Source organism: Shewanella sp. NKUCC05_KAH, assembly GCF_019345585.1.
In the GTDB taxonomy this organism is placed as follows: domain Bacteria; phylum Pseudomonadota; class Gammaproteobacteria; order Enterobacterales; family Shewanellaceae; genus Shewanella; species Shewanella oncorhynchi.
Genome location: NZ_JAHKQZ010000004.1, coordinates 107,010 through 122,442 on the forward strand (window position 1 = coordinate 107,010; position 15,433 = coordinate 122,442).

Consider the following 15,433-nt stretch of genomic DNA (forward strand, 5'->3'; position numbering starts at 1 on the left):
TGTGATAGGTCTTGAAGTATTTCATTAGCATAATGATTTCGTCTGGTGAGGAATATTTTCTTGCTTTACACTGAGCAATAGACAAATATCAGCCCCTTTTTCTGTCGCTGTGCTTTTGGTGCCGCAGAACGGTTTATTCACTCATGCTTAAGTTGGTCACTCAGCAATGAAAATAGGTATTTTATCCCAATTCCCCCAGTTGTATTCAACACAACGCTTAGTCGCGGCTTGCCAAAGTCGTGGACATGAAGCGGTCGTGATCAATACGCTGAATTGCTACATGAATATTAATTCTATTAAACCTAGCATTCATTATGAAGGTACTGAATTAGTTGGGTTTGATGCCATCATTCCGCGTATTCATGCTAGCGTGACTTTTTATGGTTGTGCCGTTGTACGTCAGTTTGAAATGATGGGTGTATATGCCGCGAATGATTCAATCTCTATTGCGCGTTCGCGGGACAAATTGCGAGCACTGCAACTACTTTCCCGCAAAGGGATTGGCATGCCAGTGACGGGTTTTGCCAATAAGCCAAATGATATCCCAGATCTCATCAATATGGTTGGCGGCGCTCCGTTAGTGATTAAATTACTCGAAGGCACTCAAGGGATTGGTGTCGTACTCGCTGAAACTAAAACGGCTGCTGAGAGCGTGATTGAAGCATTCTTGGGGCTCAAAGCGAATATCTTAGTGCAGGAATACATTAAAGAATCCAATGGTAGTGATATTCGTTGTTTTGTTGTCGGTGACAAGGTGGTTGCTTCGATGAAGCGTCAAGGTCCCGAGGGCGATTTCCGCTCTAATCTGCATTTAGGGGGTTGTGGTGAGGTGGTAAAAATCACCTCTGTTGAGCGTAAAATGGCTATTGCCGCTGTGAAGGCGATGGGATTGGTTGTCGCGGGAGTAGATATTTTACGTTCTAACCGTGGCCCACTGATCCTTGAGGTTAATTCGGCGCCAGGCATTGAAGGGATTGAGCAAACAACAGGGATTTCAGTGACTGAGCCTATTGTTGAATATATTGAGAAAATGGTTGCGGCCCGTAAAACAAACCGGTCAATTATTGCCTAGTAGGTGATGGTGATAAAACGACGCCACTTTTTAAGGTGGCGTTTTTTATGTTTAGAGCTTATAGATCAAAACTGTAGGAATATCCGAGTACTAGTTTGGCATCATCATCGGTGAGATCGGTATCTGAGACCATAAATGACACTGTGCCTATGCTGGTATCTGCGCTGAGAGTCACGTTATAGTCGGCATAATTATCTTCGCCAAACCAAGATTGGACGACATCACCGTTTGAGTAACCATAGTGCACTGATAAACTGAGCTTTTCAGTGAGAGGAACGGATACCGTCGCGGCAAGATAACTGAGATCTTTATTATCTAAAGGATCGGCGGCCAGATCGTCACCGGCATTGATGACTTGGGAGTAAGCCAGTTCGAGCCATTTCCACGTGACAGCAGCATGGAGCTCACCAAAATCAATACTGCCCGGTGCGTCTGGATAGGCGTAGTAGAGATAGCCAAAGTCGTAGCTGATGTCTTCGGTAATACTGCCGCCATAACCTGCATATAGATCAAGCTCGTAGCTAGTATCATCACCAAAATCCACATTCGATGCCCAAGTTCCCGCATAAAATCCAGAATCGTGGCTGTAGTCAAGGCCACCTTGGATTGCGACTGCATCTTTAGTTTGGGTCGCACCGCGCCATAGGTAATTAGAGGTACCGCCAATGTTGCCTGATACGGCTGCAAAGGCGTTGCCTGCCAGTAACATTCCCGTCGATAAGGCCAAAACGCTGTACAGTGATTTCTTCATGCTCATCCCCTCGATTGACTTATTTATCGATTCACCATTGGCACACTCAAAGTCAGCTGTGTTCATTAGTGCATCTTGGTTTTTTCTAAGGAAGGATTTGCTAATCACATGCCACTATTACAATGCCATGTAAAACAAAGGATTAGAGCTTGCAATGTTAATGAAATGTTTTTATTTGCCAGTTTGTGGGGCAGAGGCGCACTTTTGTTGTGCAAAAAATATTCAGTGCTTCACTGGGATTGGGCAAAAAAAACGCCTCACAATGGAGGCGTTGTATTGAATTTTATAACTTAGTTTACGCTGTCACGTAGGGTTTTACCCGCTTTAAACTTAGGCACTGTCGCTTCAGCAATTTGAATTTCTTTACCAGTTTGTGGGTTACGGCCAGTGCGAGCGGCACGAGTCGCTGTTTCAAAAGAACCGAAACCTACGATGGAGATTTTGTCACCATTTTTCATTGATTCGGTAATAGCTGCTTCAAAAGACTTCAATGCGCGTGCTGCTTCTACTTTCGTTAGATCGGCATTTTCTGCAATTTTGGCGATTAGTTCAGTTTTGTTCATTTTTATTGTCTCTTCTTTCCGTAGATTTATTTGAAATAAGCGTGCCTAACATGCCATAAGGTTTAACACTTGGAAAGCCTTTTGCGTCTAGCGTGCAGCAGGATGTTCAGTAAAGCGCAGAATATTTACTCAGTTCGTGACTTAAGTTTTATTCTGGTTTTATTCTTCTAACAGTTGATAGAGTAATTTTTTAACAAGTTTGGGTTCAAAGGGTTTGTCACATAAGGCATTTACACCCGCTTGGGACACATTGCTGAGGTGGGTATCGTTGGCTTCGGAAGACACCATCAAGATGGGAATGTGCGATTGTTGGCTTTCATTGCGGATAAATTGTGTCAAAGCTAGCCCATCTACACTCGGCATATTGTAATCAGTGATCACTAAGTCGAACATATTGTGTTTCATTAACGCTATGGCTTGCGCGCCATCCTCGGCCTCGGTAATCAGCTTCATCCCTAAGTTACCAATCGTACGTTTAATGACGTTTCTTGCCATACGGCTATCATCGACCACTAATACACGCACATCTTGTACATCGAAATTACTGAGGTCGAGTTCATCGTGGCTGAGTAAATCAATCGTGGCATTCAATGCTGTACCTAAATGGTCGGCACTGAAGGGTTTAGGTAGAATCGCTACTACACCCGATTGGCGGAATATTTCAAGTTGTTCACGGCGGCACTCACTCGAGACCAGCATAAATTGGATATCTTTGCAGTCAGCGTTGGCCCTTAAGTAGCCCAAGAGATCGATGGCAGTGCCATCATCGAAATGCATGGCGCTCGCAATAAGGTCAGGTTTATGGCGAGCAATAATATCTTTAGCCGCTTCTATGTTTTCTGCGGTTTGAATGCTGAGAATGCCTTCTTGTTGTAAGCGCTGAATAATAATTCGACGCTGTGTCTCTGAAGGTTCTACTAAAAGAATGGAAAGTTCGCTGGGCGATAAATGGCTCATAGTCTACTTCAAGTTAAGAGTCGTAAGTATTTTACTGGGTCGCTAAGCTACGCTATTGATAACAGCTTAGCAACAAAGTCCATTACTGAGTTTGGCGGGCCAAATAGTGTCTCGTGACCTTAGAAAATGCGATCCAATACTGCACGAGTAAAATAACAATAATGCTCACTGTGAGTGGCAACATAGGAATGTTGTGGCCAGAAACAACCACTTTTACATCCTCAGGGGTAATGCGATAGGCAATAATTGCTGTAATCCCCAGTGCCGAGAATCCTAAGGTTTGCATGCCAATATAAATTTTCAACACTAAGCTAGACCACGGCGCCCGTATGAGTATGCCAACGAGCACGGGGAGGACACCTAGGGTGAATACATCAAGGGATTGAGTCATCACAGTACGCCAAAGTGCAGCAATGCTGAAGAGGCAATATAACGTGATCAGTAGTATAAGACGTTTAGGCATAGATTGAAGTGCACACCAGTAGCAAAGAAGATGAGCAAGTGTAGGAAATGCCCTAATCCGAGTCCAGTATAACCGTAATATCGTGTAGAATATGCCTTTTTGCTAGAGGCTTTAATAGGTGACGTTTATGACAGAAGTTGAGTTTTGGGGTTTAGTCACGCGAACGGAAGCGGCGCAATCACAGGAGTCTTTGACTCAAGCACTGAAGCAGAAACTTGCCGAATTGAGTAATGAAGAGTTAAAAGCTTTCGATAAAATCTTTGGTCAGCAGATGCGCCGTAGTTATCTGTGGTCTGTTTGGGGGGCGGCTTACATTATTACGGGTTGTGATTCTGAATATGCTTTTGCCGAGTTTAGGTGTTTTTTGATTTCACTTGGTAAAGAAATTTTCGAAGGTGTGGTTAATCAACCTGACACCCTAGCACGTTTAGTCGCTTGGCCAGAGCGAGATGCCTATGCTTACCCTTTTGTAGATGAATACGACCTTATCGCAGGGCAATTATACGAAGATAGAACCGGTGAGGAACTGCCCTTTATGCCATCGGGCAAGGCGACGCCCGCGGGTAAAAAATTTAGCACTAAGCCCAAGGATTTAAAGCGGCAATACCCTGAGCTGAGTGCCCGTTTTCCATTTTAGTCTTGGCAATACCTTATGAGCGTAAGCAAGCGTTGGTAGTGACATCGAAGGTCATGCCGTATTTAGGGCAGATGTCGCTCATAAACTCATGTTCTTGCGCGGTTAATTGTTGACTAAAATCTTGCTTAAGCTGCTCTGTCATTTGATGTTCAGCCGCATTTTGCGCCTGAGCCAATTTGCTCAAATGAGTGTTAACTGCCTGTTGCTGGCTGATGGTCAATGGCGCAGCTTGGCTTGAAATACTTACGCTAGTTCCGATTGTCAGCAGTGCCAATAAAGCGAGTTTTCGTGAATATGGGTTGAATAGATAAGCCGTTTTTAGGTTCATAGGTAAGCTCCAAGTTAAAAATTACGTTTAACACGTTAGTTCTAAATCGTGCATCCTTAGACGGTAAAGAAAACGAGTTGTACTGTGAGGAGCTGAGTTTATTGTATAAATATTGAACCTATGCTGAATGGTTAGTTAGTGCTCATTCTTCATTTCTTCGCATTGAAATCCTTGCTTACGAGTATCGAACTGGCACATAGATCCACATTCCCAAGGCACATTGTCGTAGAAGGCAGATTGTTCGCGTGCAAAATCGCGGCAAGTATTATAGCTGTCAAAGTTATCGGTTTTTTTATATTTTCCTGAATCATAGCCATGGTTGTAGATAAAGGCTGACCAAGTTTTAGGGCCAGTATTTTTGTCACTCGGGGAGATAAACCAAATCGCACTTACGACGCAGGTAAACAGGATAAGAATGAACACAGGTACAACAGGGAATTTCATTTTTTATTAAGTGGGCAATGTAAACAATAGCGGAAGGATAACGCTTTTTTTGTCGTTATGCGCGTGAAATGTTCACAAATTGATAACTATGCACTTACTTGGTGCAATTTCGATACAAAAAGATACGTATCGGTTGTGGTGGTTAAATAATATTTACTTAATTATACAAAAGCTTACGACACATTTGCTGTACTTATATCAGTTTTGCGTTAAGCTCTAGTTCAGGTTAGATTTTGTACTGTGGTTCTCAGAAAGTTATCTAGGCCTTGGAGGCAAACATGAAAATTCAGTCCCTTTTACTCGCAGGTGTATTAAGTTGCAGTGCGGCTTGGGCGGCCGATGAAGCGCCTGTGGATCCCGTCACCGAAGATGGTGTGGTTAAAATTGTTTGGCAAAGTCCTAAAGATTATCGCGATATAAAATCATCAGGGGAGCTCCAATCCCGTTATGAGAAGCGCTTATTTGAAACCTTAACTGAAAACATCAATAAAGAAGCTGCAAAGATTTTAAAGCCAAATCAAAAGCTTGAAATGACCATTACCGATGTTGATCTGGCGGGTGATATGCGTCCAACATTTGGTGCGACCGCCAATGATTTACGCATTATCAAAGACATTTATCCGCCGCGTATGACTTTTTCTTATCAAGTCATGGAAAACGATAAAGTGATTATCGCGGGCGATGAAAAACTGTCGGATATGGGGTTTATGGGTGGGATCCAATCTTTAAATGATAAACCTTTTATTTACGAAACCAAAATGTTAACCGAGTGGTTAAAGAAGACGATTGCACCACAACTTTAATGACCCATATCGGTCGCTAATGCTGAGTATTAAAGCTGTTTAGCTATGCCGTTAGTGCCTGAGTGTCGATAATCAGATGATTTTCTAACAGGTAAAATCCGTTATTTGCGGATTTTGCCTGTTTTTTTGCCCTAGCGCTTAAGGTCGATAGACTATGTTCATGGGCGTTAAAGGTGAGTGCGGGTGGTAAAATGCCTACACACAGACTGATCAATTGATGGTAACAGGCTTCACCTTTTCTATCGTCGGCGAGCATTTCTTGGGCCAGCCAGTGCTCGGCGCTATAAAACAAATGCTTATGGGTTTCAAAATCCGCTAGAATTCGCTGGCAACGGCTGATCATATGCTCACAGGTGCTGATAATTACAAAGTCATCGCCGCCGACATGGCCAACAAAGCAATTGTCGCTTTTATACTTCAGTAACAGATTCGCCACTTCACAAATCACTTCATCGCCACGGCAAAATCCATAAATATCGTTATAGGGCTTAAAGTTACACAGATCAAAATAGGCTAGATAAAAATGTTTCTTTTGGATCTTAAGGCGTTTTAATTCCTCTTGAATGGGCACATTACCCGGCAAATCTGTAAGAGGATTCGCATGGCGCGCCATCTTAATTCTGTGCTCTGTGATCCTTTGTAGCAAATCCTTGGTATGGCCTATGCCGAGTAGTTTACCACGGCGAAGGATAATGAACTGTTGCGCTACCGTATTAGCACTCTCTGAGGTCAGTAATTGACTTACGGTGGATAACGGTTCGTTGGCCTCAATCTGGATGACTTGCGGGTCCATTACTTCACTCACAGCATGATTTTCATGTAAGGCGCGACCATAGGGTGTGCTGAAGAGTTCAAGTAAGGTCGCGCGGCTGATAATACCGAGTGGCAACTGGTTATCGACCACTACAACCGCCTGTAATGCAGGTTGCGAGATAAAGGTGTCACTTAAGAATTTGAGTTTAAGCGTGGGCACTACGGTTATGGCACTCGTGCACAGGCTCTCGGCCGATTCGCTGTATCTAGGTTGAATTTGAGTATTGCTCGGCACTAAGGTCGCTTTCATCGCGCGGCAGGGTAGTACTTCTGGACGGCCGAGTAAGTAGCCTTGGCAATAGACGATACCCAGTTGTTTGAGTACGGCTAATTCCTCTTGCGTTTCAATTCCTTCGGCTATCACTTTGCAGGTTAAACTTTGGCATAACTCCACAATCGAGCGGACAAATTCCTGTTTGACGGGAGTCGAATCAATCTGATGGATAAAGTGACGGTCGATTTTGACATAGTCGGGTGACAATTCTGACCAGAGTCTCAGACCCGAATAACCTGCACCTAAGTCATCGATCGCTGTTAAAAAACCTTGGCTACGATAGTGATTCAAGCAGGATTTGAGTAAATCGATATCATCGGCGGGATATTGCTCTGAAAGTTCAATCACAACCTGTGATGGCGCTATGCCAAGTTGTTGCAGCAGTTGTAAGGTCATGCCCTTGGGGTGGGCAGGATCTAATAATGCCTTGGGCGAGATATTGATAAACAGCTTGCCTTGAAACTGACGCAACTTAAATTGCTCGAGTGAAATACGGCGACAAAGGGTTTCTAGCTCGCTTAATTTACCTTGATGTTCGGCTGTCTGAAATAGCGGGACTGGGGAGTATAACGGGCTGTGTTCAGGGCCACGGCTTAACGCCTCAAAACCATGAATTTTATGTTCTAATATATTGAAAATTGGCTGAAATAAGGGACTGATTGCAGCTTTAGAGATTATTTTATCGAGCTCTTTAGCCAGATCTAAACTTGTCATTACGTCAGCCCCTTCGTCTATGTGAGCGGAGTCTATGACTTAGAAATGACAAAATGATGACAGTTTTGGGGAAGCTTAGTGCTATCTATCTGTGTTGGTGGGCTTGATTAGATATGCTATGGAAAGAGCTGAAATCTAAGGTGAGTTTCAGCTCCTAATCTCGGTTTAGCTTTGCTTCTTAAAGGCCTGCAATGTTTGCAGTAATGCGCCTAACTGACGCACATAGGTTTCGAGTTCTTTAGGATCGAGCGTTTGATGTTCTTCCATGCGAGTTAAGTCATCGACCAACTCTTGCACATAGGGCAGAAAGCGATTACTCGAAGCGATAAAACCTTGTTCTGCCGTGAATATGCTGGTGAAGTTTCCATGGCCAGCTTTCTTTAGCTCATCTAACTTAGCGTCGGCGTCTATGGCTTGGCGATAGGCGATTTGAAGATTTTCTTTCAGTTGCTCTATAACCTTGGTATGTGGCATAACAGCGTCTCATTGCAAAATTTGCAGGAATTATAAGGGGCAAAGGATATGGCAACAAGCCAATGGCGACTAATTGCATCAATCAGTTTTCTGGCGTTAGCGGGTTTGAGCACAAAAGTGGTGGGTGCAGAAACCGATAAACCACCATTTTATGAAGTGCAATGGCAAGGCAAGAGCGCGTATTTGCTGGGTTCGATTCATATTGGACGTGCCGACTTTTATCCTTTACCCACCCAAATTGAAACCGCGTTGGGTAAAGCTAAGGGCTTAGTTGTAGAAGTCGATATCAATAAAGTCGATAGCACAGCCTTACTGCAACAATACGGCCGCGCCGATAAAACTAAGGGTTTAGATTGGCAGAGCCGAGATAAGCAAACGGTCGAGAGCATGACGCCCTATTGCGCGGCCACGGCAAATGTTTGTCAGTCGATACAATCTTTCGCACCTTGGTTGCAGGCTACTCAAGTTAACTTATTGCGTTATAACGACTTAGGTTACAGCACGGATTATGGCGTTGATATGCAGTTGATGGCTCTATATGCGACTTTGCCTGTGTATCCGTTGGAAACCGCCGAGTCACAATTTCAATTGTTAGCGTCTTTTAATAGTCAAGAGCAGTGGTCTATGGTGCGTGAGGCGATTAGCGCATCGGATGCGGAGCTTTTATCGTTAATAACGGCTTGGCGTTCAGGTAATGAAACTGAGCTTGATTCCATAATGCAGGAGCAAATGGGCGGCGAGGGCGACACTAAAATGCTAGAGAAAATCCTCTGGCAGCGAAACCATGCGATGGCCGATGGCATTATAAAATTAATGGGCTCGACTGATGTGGCTTCACCTTTGTTTGTGGTGGTTGGTGCTGGCCATGTGGTGGGGGATAAAAGCGTGGTGCAATTGCTAGAGCAAGCAGGCGCCAAAGTGAGCGCCTGCTGGAAACAGACTTGTCAGTAATCGTTTAGGCAGCGCGTTTGTAACGACGCGCGTTCACACTGCAGAGCTTTGCCCTAAAAAGTGCACATATCGGCCGAGGGAAATATAGGGTTCGCGTTGCGAGTACTCCAGCTCCATTTGTAGCAGCTTGTGATAGTCGAAATCCGCAGGCTGACTCTTTTTCAAATAGTCGTGGATTACACGTACGCCAGACTGGCTGATGAGTGACATTTGCCATTCGCTAAACCAATCTTTAACTTCTTGAATATAAAGCGGATGAGTGGGAGTTAGTCGCACTTTCTTCTTCACTTTTAAATCAGCGGCGACGTAATCGAAATTGCCCGACACTAAAGCATGAAAGCGCATGGCTTCTTTGTTGTAAAACATCAAAGAGAATAATCCGCCGGGTTTTAGCATAGTAAGTAAACCTGCTACAGTTGGCTTAGCATCCGTTAACCATTCAACGACCGCATGACACAGTATGATATCGAAATAACCATGGTTATCGACCGATAATGCTTGGATAGGCGCATGGATAAGCTGGATAGCTAATGGTTCAGGGGAGGCATCAATTTGTTCTTTGGCTTGAGCCAGCATCTCAGCAGAGATATCGCAGAGTACAACTTCGTGGCCGAGGCGCGCTAATCTTTGGCTAAAGTAACCAAAACCACCGCCCGCATCTAATACTCTGAGTTTTTTATCCCCCAGTTTTGCCAGCGCGGGGACGAGGTCGCGCCATAGCACTGCGGCACGAATTTCGCCCTTGGGCGTACCATAGATGTTTTTCGCAAATTTTTGCGCGAGCTTATCAAAATTCTTATCTTGCACGTGATAACTAGGTTAAGGAGAGTGGAACGATAGTGTGGCACAGTCGTAAATTTTTCGCACTCTGGAGATGTTATTGCCGAGTTGAGATGGATAAATTTGCATCGTTAATTTTTAATCTATTGATTTTATTTGTAGTAATTATTCCTACTAAACTTAGGGATACACAGAACTCAGTGCTCTGGGTTATAATCACGCCGTTTTCGCCAAACCTGACTCTATATACCCAAGCGACCTGAAGATACGAGTTTCAGAGCGCCTAGGGTGCTTCAATTCAAGGCGCATCAATGACAGAATATCGGCCACCTTTTGAATTGATGCAACACGGAAGTGAAGTGCCCTAGGCGCTCCGTCCCGGCGGGTTTTAACGCACTTTATGCTGTGTTGGTTATTTTGAACTTAGTCCACTAGGTCCGCAAATAACCGCCTTGCCTAAAGTGCGTTAAATTCCCGCTGAATCCTGCATTTTCAGGTTGTTTGGGTATAGTTGTCCATTCGGAGAGTCAGCATCAGCCCTTATTAAGACGCAGCACTGCCTGTTTTACACTCGTTATCAGCTTGATTGATCAGACGTTACTCGTCTGTGCGGGGTAATTTATGGCAATGTATTTTTGTGCCAAGGGATAGTTAATTAAAAGGTACTCAGACTTGAATAATGCATATTGTGTTGAATTGAACGCGATGCCGTCGCTGTTTTCTCTTTATCGCAAGATCTTCTTTGGCCGTAAGCCTGGTTGGGATCAACAGCCGTTGCCCCAAATCAAGGTGACCGCGCCGCATGTGACTGTGTCTGAAGCTAAAGTAAGCCAATATGCGCAGGTGTGTGGTTTTCAATTTGACGGTAAAGTTTTACCGCCAACCTATCTCTACGTGATGGCATTTCGCCTGCATGCGGTGATCTTTACCCACGATGGGATCACTTTCCCACTGCTTGGGATGATCCACCTTAAGAACCGCATTCAAGTGTATCGGCCTGTGACGGTTGACGAGACTTTCTCCCTCGAGTGCGCCTTGACCACGAGCCGCGAGACGGATTCTGGCTTAGAGTTTGAATTTGTGTCTAAGGCGTTTGTCGGTGAAGAACTCGTCTGGGAATCGTTATCCACCTATTTATATCGTATCGATGTGGCTGGACGTCGCGTTCGCCCACCTAAAGCCATTGATATGGCATGGGAAACACCACAAAGCTGGAGTTTGAGTGAAGATTTAGGTCGTCGTTATGCTAAGGCATCTGGCGACTATAACTTGATCCATCTGCATCCCGTGCTTTCAAAGCGTTTTGGCTTTGATCGAGTGCTCGCCCATGGCATGTGGTCTAAGGCCCGTTGTTTAGCAGAGTTGATGCCAAGTATTGGCGATCGTCCATTCACTGTGGATGTGACCTTTAAGCTGCCACTTTTGATGCCTGCCGATGTTGGATTTGGCTATGAGCAGAATGCTAATAATATGGTATTTGAATTACGTGACAGCAAAGGCCGTCGCCCCCATTTAAGTGGCGATGTGCAGTTTTAAGCCGCACTCAATAATACATACAACAACGGCGCCTTCTGGCGCCGTGGTTGTTTATGGTTGTTGCTTTTGAGAAACAAAAATCAAGGTACGCTGTGACCCATAGATGCCTGCCAGATACTGAACCATTGCTGGCGATCGAGCTGGATCTCATTTGAGGCAACGGCACTCTTGAGCCGCTCGGACGCAGGGCAGATTATTTGATGCAGATTAAGGAATCGCTCATTAACCCTTTCGACGGCTATATATCTTAAAGCCAATCACCTAATATCCGCCCTATTCAATGAGTGTTGTGCTTAGCAACCCCTCATACTAAACCAAAGCGTATTTGAAAGGGAGAAATCGACGCATGTTGACAGATATGGATATTTCGAATCGCGCTAGCCTAAAAGACATTAATGAACTGGGCGCCGACTTAGGTCTATTACCCGAAGAGATGATGCTATTTGGTCACACTAAAGCCAAGGTCGAGCTCAGTGTGTTGCAGCGTTTGGCTGGGCAGCGCAAAGGCAAATTGATTATCGTCACCGCAGTTACGCCTACGCCACACGGCGAAGGTAAAACAGTGACGAGCATTGGCTTAACGCAATCGTTAAATGCCATAGGCAAAAAGGCCTGTGCCTGTATTCGCCAGCCCAGCATGGGGCCTGTATTTGGGGTGAAAGGTGGCGCTGCGGGTGGCGGTTATGCGCAAGTGGTACCCATGCAGGAGATGAATTTGCATCTCACGGGTGATATTCATGCCGTGAGCAGTGCCCACAATTTAGGGGCTGCGGCGATTGCGGCGCGGCTATTTCATGAAGCGCGCTTAGGTAAGGCGGAATTTGAGGCGCAATCTGGGCAAGCGTTTTTGGATATCGATCCCAGTGAGATCCGTTGGCACCGAGTGGTCGATCACAACGATCGCTGTCTTAGGCAAATCCAGGTGGGCTTAGGCGATAATAATGGCCCAGAGTACGCATCCAGTTTTGATATCACCGCCGCCTCTGAGTTAATGGCGATTTTAGCCTTAAGTCATAATTTGGCAGATATGCGGGCGCGAATCGGTCGTCTAGTGCTGGCGTTAAATACCCAAGGGCAAGTGATTACCGCCGAAGACTTAGGTGTCGCTGGTGCGATGACGGCCATCATGGCGGATGCGATAAAGCCGACGTTAATGCAGACTTTAAATGGTTCACCTTGCCTGATCCATGCGGGACCCTTTGCCAATATAGCCCACGGTAATTCATCCATTATTGCTGATGATATTGCCCTCAGACTGGCGGATTTTGTGGTGACTGAAGCTGGTTTTGGCTCAGATATGGGCTTTGAAAAGTTCTGTAATATCAAGGTGCGTCAATCGGGTCAGGTGCCCGCTGCCGCTGTGCTGGTCACTACTTTAAAAGCGCTGAAGGCCAATAGTGGTTTGGTGTCTGAGTCAGATATCAATCTACCAGATCATGCTCGACTCGAAGCAGGCTTTGCAAATGTAAACTGGCATATCAACAATGTGGCTCGCTATGGTATTCCTGTGGTGGTTGCCATTAACCGTTTCGCCACTGACACTGATGCCGAGTTGCAATGGCTAACTGCGGCTGTTAACGCGAGCAGCGCCTTTGGCTGTGAGGTCAGCGATGCTTTTAGCCAAGGGGAGGCGGGCGCTGTCGCCTTAGCGCAGACTGTGATTCGCGCCGCTGAAACCGAGAGTCAGTTCAAGCTGTTATATTCAGATGAAGCCTCATTGGAGGCTAAGTTATCCACCTTAGCCGAAGTGGGGTATGGCGCAGCGGGCGTTAGCCTTTCTATCGAGGCCAAACAACAGGCGCAGCAGCTGACCGTATTAGGTTATGAACATTTGCCCCTGTGTATGGCCAAAACGCCGTTATCAATTAGTCACGATCCTAGCTTAAAGGGCGTTCCTCAGGACTTTGAGATCCCAGTGCGGGGTTTAGTCTTGCATGCTGGTGCGGGGTTTATCACCGCCTTGGTGGGGAATGTGATGACTATGCCAGGACTTGGGCTGAAACCGGGTTACTTAAAAATTGATATTGATGCGCAAGGTGAGATAGTCGGCTTAGGCTAACACTTGATGCAGAGATTTATAGGCCAGAGATAAAAATAAGGGCGAGCTCATTGCAACGCCCTTCTTCTCTCATTTAACGCTGGTTTAAAGCGGTGATTTCGTAGTTTGATAGATATGCACATCACGCTGTGGGAAGGGAATACTGATCCCTTCGGCGTCAAAGCGCATTTTCACTTCGCGGGTAATGTCCCAATACACTTCCCAGTAATCTTCCGGTTTTGCCCAAGGGCGAACGATAAAGTCGACCGAAGATTCGCTCAATAGATGTAGTTTAATCGTCGGTTCTGGCAATGGTTGTACCTTAGGATGCGCTTCGACGATGGACTTGAGAATCGCTTCAGCCTGTTCGATGCTGTCGCTATAACTGATCCCAAAGGTCATATCGACTCGACGTTGATGCTCAGCTGTGATGTTGTTAATTGTGTCACCCCAAATCTTATTATTAGGAATAATAAGACGTTGGTTATCCATGGTTTTAATCGTGGTGGAGACAAGGCTCATGTGACTGACGCGTCCGGTGACGCCAGCGGCGTTGATCAAATCGCCCACATCATAGGGACGGTAAATTAAGATCATCATGCCTGAGGCGAAATTCGACAGGGTATCTTGCAGGGCAAAACCAATAATAACCCCCGCGATACCAAAGCCTGCGAGCAGGGGACCAAGTTCGATCCCAAGCTGTGAAAGGGCGATTAACAGCCCGATAGTAAAGACGGCTTTACCTGATAGCGAGGTGAAGAAGTCTTGTAATAACTTACTTAAATTCAACTTAGAATTGCTAACGGTATTTTTCACTATCTGTTTGGCTAACTTGCCGGCGAGACCCGCAATAAACAAGATCAAACAGAAAACAAATAACTTAAACACGACGGTTGGGCCGTGATTAATCGCTTGTTCTTGTGCCGTATTTAGCCACTGCTCAACGAGGCTTGATGCCACATCAAAGTTCAACACATCTTGAGTGATATCACCTGAAACACTAAAGAGTGTCTTTTTCAGCGCGGCGGTATCATGGCCTAAGGCGTCGAGTAGGCTGATGTCGATATTTAAGCTCTGACTATTTTGTGCTAAGCGTTCCTTTAGCATCATTACTTGGCTGGTTTGCGCCGAAGTGACATCTTTACCTGCATTGGTTGCGGTATCGATTGCTGCTTGTAGTTGTTGCTGGGTATAAGTCACTAAACTTTCTAGCGTATCGGCACGAGCAACTAAAATTTGCATCAGTGATTTTTGTGCTTCGCTAATATCTTGGCCAACTTGTTCGAGCCAAGTGAGCGTCTCGAGTTGTTGCTTGTAATAGGTGTCTTTTTCTAATTCGCGCTTTGATATTTCCAGCAGAGTCGCATCATCTGTGCTCGAACCTAATTGCTGTTCCAATTTACTAATGTTGTCATCGATATAAGCATCAATTTGTTGGATGTAGTTAAGTTGTCCTTGGATTAATGGTTGTAGAAAAGCCTTGTCGATTGGCGTTGCTTCGAGCAGATCTTTAATCTTATTACGTAACTGTAAGGTTTTGTTTTGAATTCGATATTCAACAATTGTCTTCAATTCGCCTTTGGCATTTTTTAGTTTACGTATATCCGTATCGATAGCCTGTTGCAGCATTGCCAGTTCTGCCTTGAGCGTTACAGGAGTGCTTAATGGGCTTTCGGTTGCAGCGACAGGTTCAGTTTGCGCTTGGGATGAAAGGCTCAGTAGTGGTATTAGCAGGGCAAACACGAGAGCGAGGTAGCGGTGCATAGGAGTGATCTTAAGTAGAAATATGTCTGAGTATGATAGATGTTGCCGGATCTACTGTAAAATATCTGCGA

Annotated in this window: 16 protein-coding genes and 1 pseudogene; 6 read left to right on the forward strand and 11 right to left on the reverse strand. The window is 45.2% G+C overall.

Annotated elements, in window-relative coordinates; all coding sequences use genetic code 11:
* The first annotated feature begins 166 nt into the window (after positions 1 to 166).
* Positions 167 to 1,072, forward strand: a complete 906-nt coding sequence (gene rimK, locus KO533_RS05395; protein ID WP_113939182.1) for a 30S ribosomal protein S6--L-glutamate ligase — start codon at positions 167 to 169, stop codon at positions 1,070 to 1,072.
* A gap of 58 nt (positions 1,073 to 1,130) precedes the next feature.
* On the opposite strand, the gene KO533_RS05400 is transcribed toward rimK, so the two are convergent.
* From KO533_RS05400 to KO533_RS05415, 4 genes are all read right to left on the reverse strand, one after another.
* On the reverse strand, positions 1,131 to 1,823 hold the full coding sequence (locus KO533_RS05400; protein WP_105250314.1) for a TorF family putative porin: 693 nt from the start codon (positions 1,821 to 1,823) through the stop codon (positions 1,131 to 1,133).
* 290 nt (positions 1,824 to 2,113) lie between these two features.
* Positions 2,114 to 2,386, reverse strand: coding sequence for an HU family DNA-binding protein (locus KO533_RS05405; protein WP_006079990.1), 273 nt, complete (start codon positions 2,384 to 2,386; stop codon positions 2,114 to 2,116).
* A 159-nt stretch (positions 2,387 to 2,545) separates the two neighbouring features.
* On the reverse strand, positions 2,546 to 3,343 hold the full coding sequence (locus tag KO533_RS05410; RefSeq protein WP_105250312.1) for a response regulator: 798 nt from the start codon (positions 3,341 to 3,343) through the stop codon (positions 2,546 to 2,548).
* 82 nt (positions 3,344 to 3,425) lie between these two features.
* A complete protein-coding gene (locus KO533_RS05415; RefSeq protein ID WP_219253190.1) occupies positions 3,426 to 3,806 on the reverse strand; it encodes a hypothetical protein in 381 nt (126 codons plus the stop codon).
* A gap of 127 nt (positions 3,807 to 3,933) precedes the next feature.
* On the opposite strand from KO533_RS05415, the gene KO533_RS05420 reads away from it, so the two are divergent.
* Positions 3,934 to 4,443, forward strand: coding sequence for a DUF4240 domain-containing protein (locus tag KO533_RS05420; RefSeq protein WP_219253192.1), 510 nt, complete (start codon positions 3,934 to 3,936; stop codon positions 4,441 to 4,443).
* Positions 4,444 to 4,456: 13 nt separating this feature from the next.
* On the opposite strand, the gene KO533_RS05425 is transcribed toward KO533_RS05420, so the two are convergent.
* Both KO533_RS05425 and KO533_RS05430 read right to left on the reverse strand, forming a co-directional pair.
* Positions 4,457 to 4,771, reverse strand: a complete 315-nt coding sequence (locus tag KO533_RS05425; RefSeq protein WP_219253194.1) for a hypothetical protein — start codon at positions 4,769 to 4,771, stop codon at positions 4,457 to 4,459.
* Positions 4,772 to 4,906: 135 nt separating this feature from the next.
* The gene (locus KO533_RS05430) at positions 4,907 to 5,215 is read right to left on the reverse strand and encodes a hypothetical protein (protein WP_105250308.1); all 309 of its coding nucleotides are present in this window, start codon (positions 5,213 to 5,215) and stop codon (positions 4,907 to 4,909) included.
* A 278-nt stretch (positions 5,216 to 5,493) separates the two neighbouring features.
* Here KO533_RS05430 and KO533_RS05435 point away from each other — a divergent pair, with 278 nt between their 5' ends.
* Positions 5,494 to 6,018 carry a DUF3016 domain-containing protein gene (locus KO533_RS05435; protein WP_173247611.1) on the forward strand — a complete coding sequence of 175 codons (525 nt, stop codon included), beginning with the start codon at positions 5,494 to 5,496 and terminating at the stop codon, positions 6,016 to 6,018.
* A 43-nt stretch (positions 6,019 to 6,061) separates the two neighbouring features.
* Here KO533_RS05435 and KO533_RS05440 read toward each other — a convergent pair whose 3' ends face one another.
* Both KO533_RS05440 and KO533_RS05445 read right to left on the reverse strand, forming a co-directional pair.
* The gene (locus KO533_RS05440) at positions 6,062 to 7,819 is read right to left on the reverse strand and encodes a GGDEF domain-containing protein (RefSeq protein WP_131523945.1); all 1,758 of its coding nucleotides are present in this window, start codon (positions 7,817 to 7,819) and stop codon (positions 6,062 to 6,064) included.
* A 165-nt stretch (positions 7,820 to 7,984) separates the two neighbouring features.
* Positions 7,985 to 8,293 carry a prephenate dehydrogenase gene (locus KO533_RS05445; RefSeq protein ID WP_105250305.1) on the reverse strand — a complete coding sequence of 103 codons (309 nt, stop codon included), beginning with the start codon at positions 8,291 to 8,293 and terminating at the stop codon, positions 7,985 to 7,987.
* 48 nt (positions 8,294 to 8,341) lie between these two features.
* Here KO533_RS05445 and KO533_RS05450 point away from each other — a divergent pair, with 48 nt between their 5' ends.
* On the forward strand, positions 8,342 to 9,244 hold the full coding sequence (locus tag KO533_RS05450; RefSeq protein ID WP_173247609.1) for a TraB/GumN family protein: 903 nt from the start codon (positions 8,342 to 8,344) through the stop codon (positions 9,242 to 9,244).
* Between the two features lie 33 nt (positions 9,245 to 9,277).
* Here the strand turns inward: KO533_RS05450 and KO533_RS05455 are convergent, their stop codons facing one another.
* On the reverse strand, positions 9,278 to 10,051 hold the full coding sequence (locus KO533_RS05455; protein WP_173247606.1) for a methyltransferase domain-containing protein: 774 nt from the start codon (positions 10,049 to 10,051) through the stop codon (positions 9,278 to 9,280).
* Between the two features lie 678 nt (positions 10,052 to 10,729).
* On the opposite strand from KO533_RS05455, the gene KO533_RS05460 reads away from it, so the two are divergent.
* Positions 10,730 to 11,560 carry a MaoC/PaaZ C-terminal domain-containing protein gene (locus KO533_RS05460; RefSeq protein WP_081729006.1) on the forward strand — a complete coding sequence of 277 codons (831 nt, stop codon included), beginning with the start codon at positions 10,730 to 10,732 and terminating at the stop codon, positions 11,558 to 11,560.
* 80 nt (positions 11,561 to 11,640) lie between these two features.
* Here the strand turns inward: KO533_RS05460 and KO533_RS22835 are convergent.
* Positions 11,641 to 11,739 (reverse strand): annotated as a pseudogene (locus tag KO533_RS22835) (oxidoreductase); the annotation flags it as partial.
* A 167-nt stretch (positions 11,740 to 11,906) separates the two neighbouring features.
* On the opposite strand from KO533_RS22835, the gene KO533_RS05465 reads away from it, so the two are divergent.
* Complete coding sequence (locus KO533_RS05465) at positions 11,907 to 13,619, forward strand: formate--tetrahydrofolate ligase (protein WP_219253196.1); 1,713 nt, start codon at positions 11,907 to 11,909, stop codon at positions 13,617 to 13,619.
* A gap of 84 nt (positions 13,620 to 13,703) precedes the next feature.
* Here KO533_RS05465 and KO533_RS05470 read toward each other — a convergent pair whose 3' ends face one another.
* Positions 13,704 to 15,362 carry a mechanosensitive ion channel family protein gene (locus tag KO533_RS05470; protein ID WP_219253198.1) on the reverse strand — a complete coding sequence of 553 codons (1,659 nt, stop codon included), beginning with the start codon at positions 15,360 to 15,362 and terminating at the stop codon, positions 13,704 to 13,706.
* Positions 15,363 to 15,433: the final 71 nt, after the last annotated feature.

Bases quoted from the DNA above. Each gene is read 5' to 3' on its own strand.
- KO533_RS05440 (WP_131523945.1), bottom strand. From the start codon at position 7,819: ATGACAAGTTTAGATCTGGCTAAAGAGCTCGATAAAATAATCTCTAAA.
- KO533_RS05450 (WP_173247609.1), top strand. From the start codon at position 8,342: ATGGCAACAAGCCAATGGCGACTAATTGCATCAATCAGTTTTCTGGCG.
- KO533_RS05430 (WP_105250308.1), bottom strand. From the start codon at position 5,215: ATGAAATTCCCTGTTGTACCTGTGTTCATTCTTATCCTGTTTACCTGC.
- KO533_RS05465 (WP_219253196.1), top strand. From the start codon at position 11,907: ATGTTGACAGATATGGATATTTCGAATCGCGCTAGCCTAAAAGACATT.
- KO533_RS05400 (WP_105250314.1), bottom strand. From the start codon at position 1,823: ATGAAGAAATCACTGTACAGCGTTTTGGCCTTATCGACGGGAATGTTA.
- KO533_RS05470 (WP_219253198.1), bottom strand. From the start codon at position 15,362: ATGCACCGCTACCTCGCTCTCGTGTTTGCCCTGCTAATACCACTACTG.
- KO533_RS05410 (WP_105250312.1), bottom strand. From the start codon at position 3,343: ATGAGCCATTTATCGCCCAGCGAACTTTCCATTCTTTTAGTAGAACCT.
- rimK (WP_113939182.1), top strand. From the start codon at position 167: ATGAAAATAGGTATTTTATCCCAATTCCCCCAGTTGTATTCAACACAA.
- KO533_RS05435 (WP_173247611.1), top strand. From the start codon at position 5,494: ATGAAAATTCAGTCCCTTTTACTCGCAGGTGTATTAAGTTGCAGTGCG.
- KO533_RS05425 (WP_219253194.1), bottom strand. From the start codon at position 4,771: ATGAACCTAAAAACGGCTTATCTATTCAACCCATATTCACGAAAACTC.
- KO533_RS05415 (WP_219253190.1), bottom strand. From the start codon at position 3,806: ATGCCTAAACGTCTTATACTACTGATCACGTTATATTGCCTCTTCAGC.
- KO533_RS05445 (WP_105250305.1), bottom strand. From the start codon at position 8,293: ATGCCACATACCAAGGTTATAGAGCAACTGAAAGAAAATCTTCAAATC.
- KO533_RS05405 (WP_006079990.1), bottom strand. From the start codon at position 2,386: ATGAACAAAACTGAACTAATCGCCAAAATTGCAGAAAATGCCGATCTA.
- KO533_RS05420 (WP_219253192.1), top strand. From the start codon at position 3,934: ATGACAGAAGTTGAGTTTTGGGGTTTAGTCACGCGAACGGAAGCGGCG.
- KO533_RS05460 (WP_081729006.1), top strand. From the start codon at position 10,730: ATGCCGTCGCTGTTTTCTCTTTATCGCAAGATCTTCTTTGGCCGTAAG.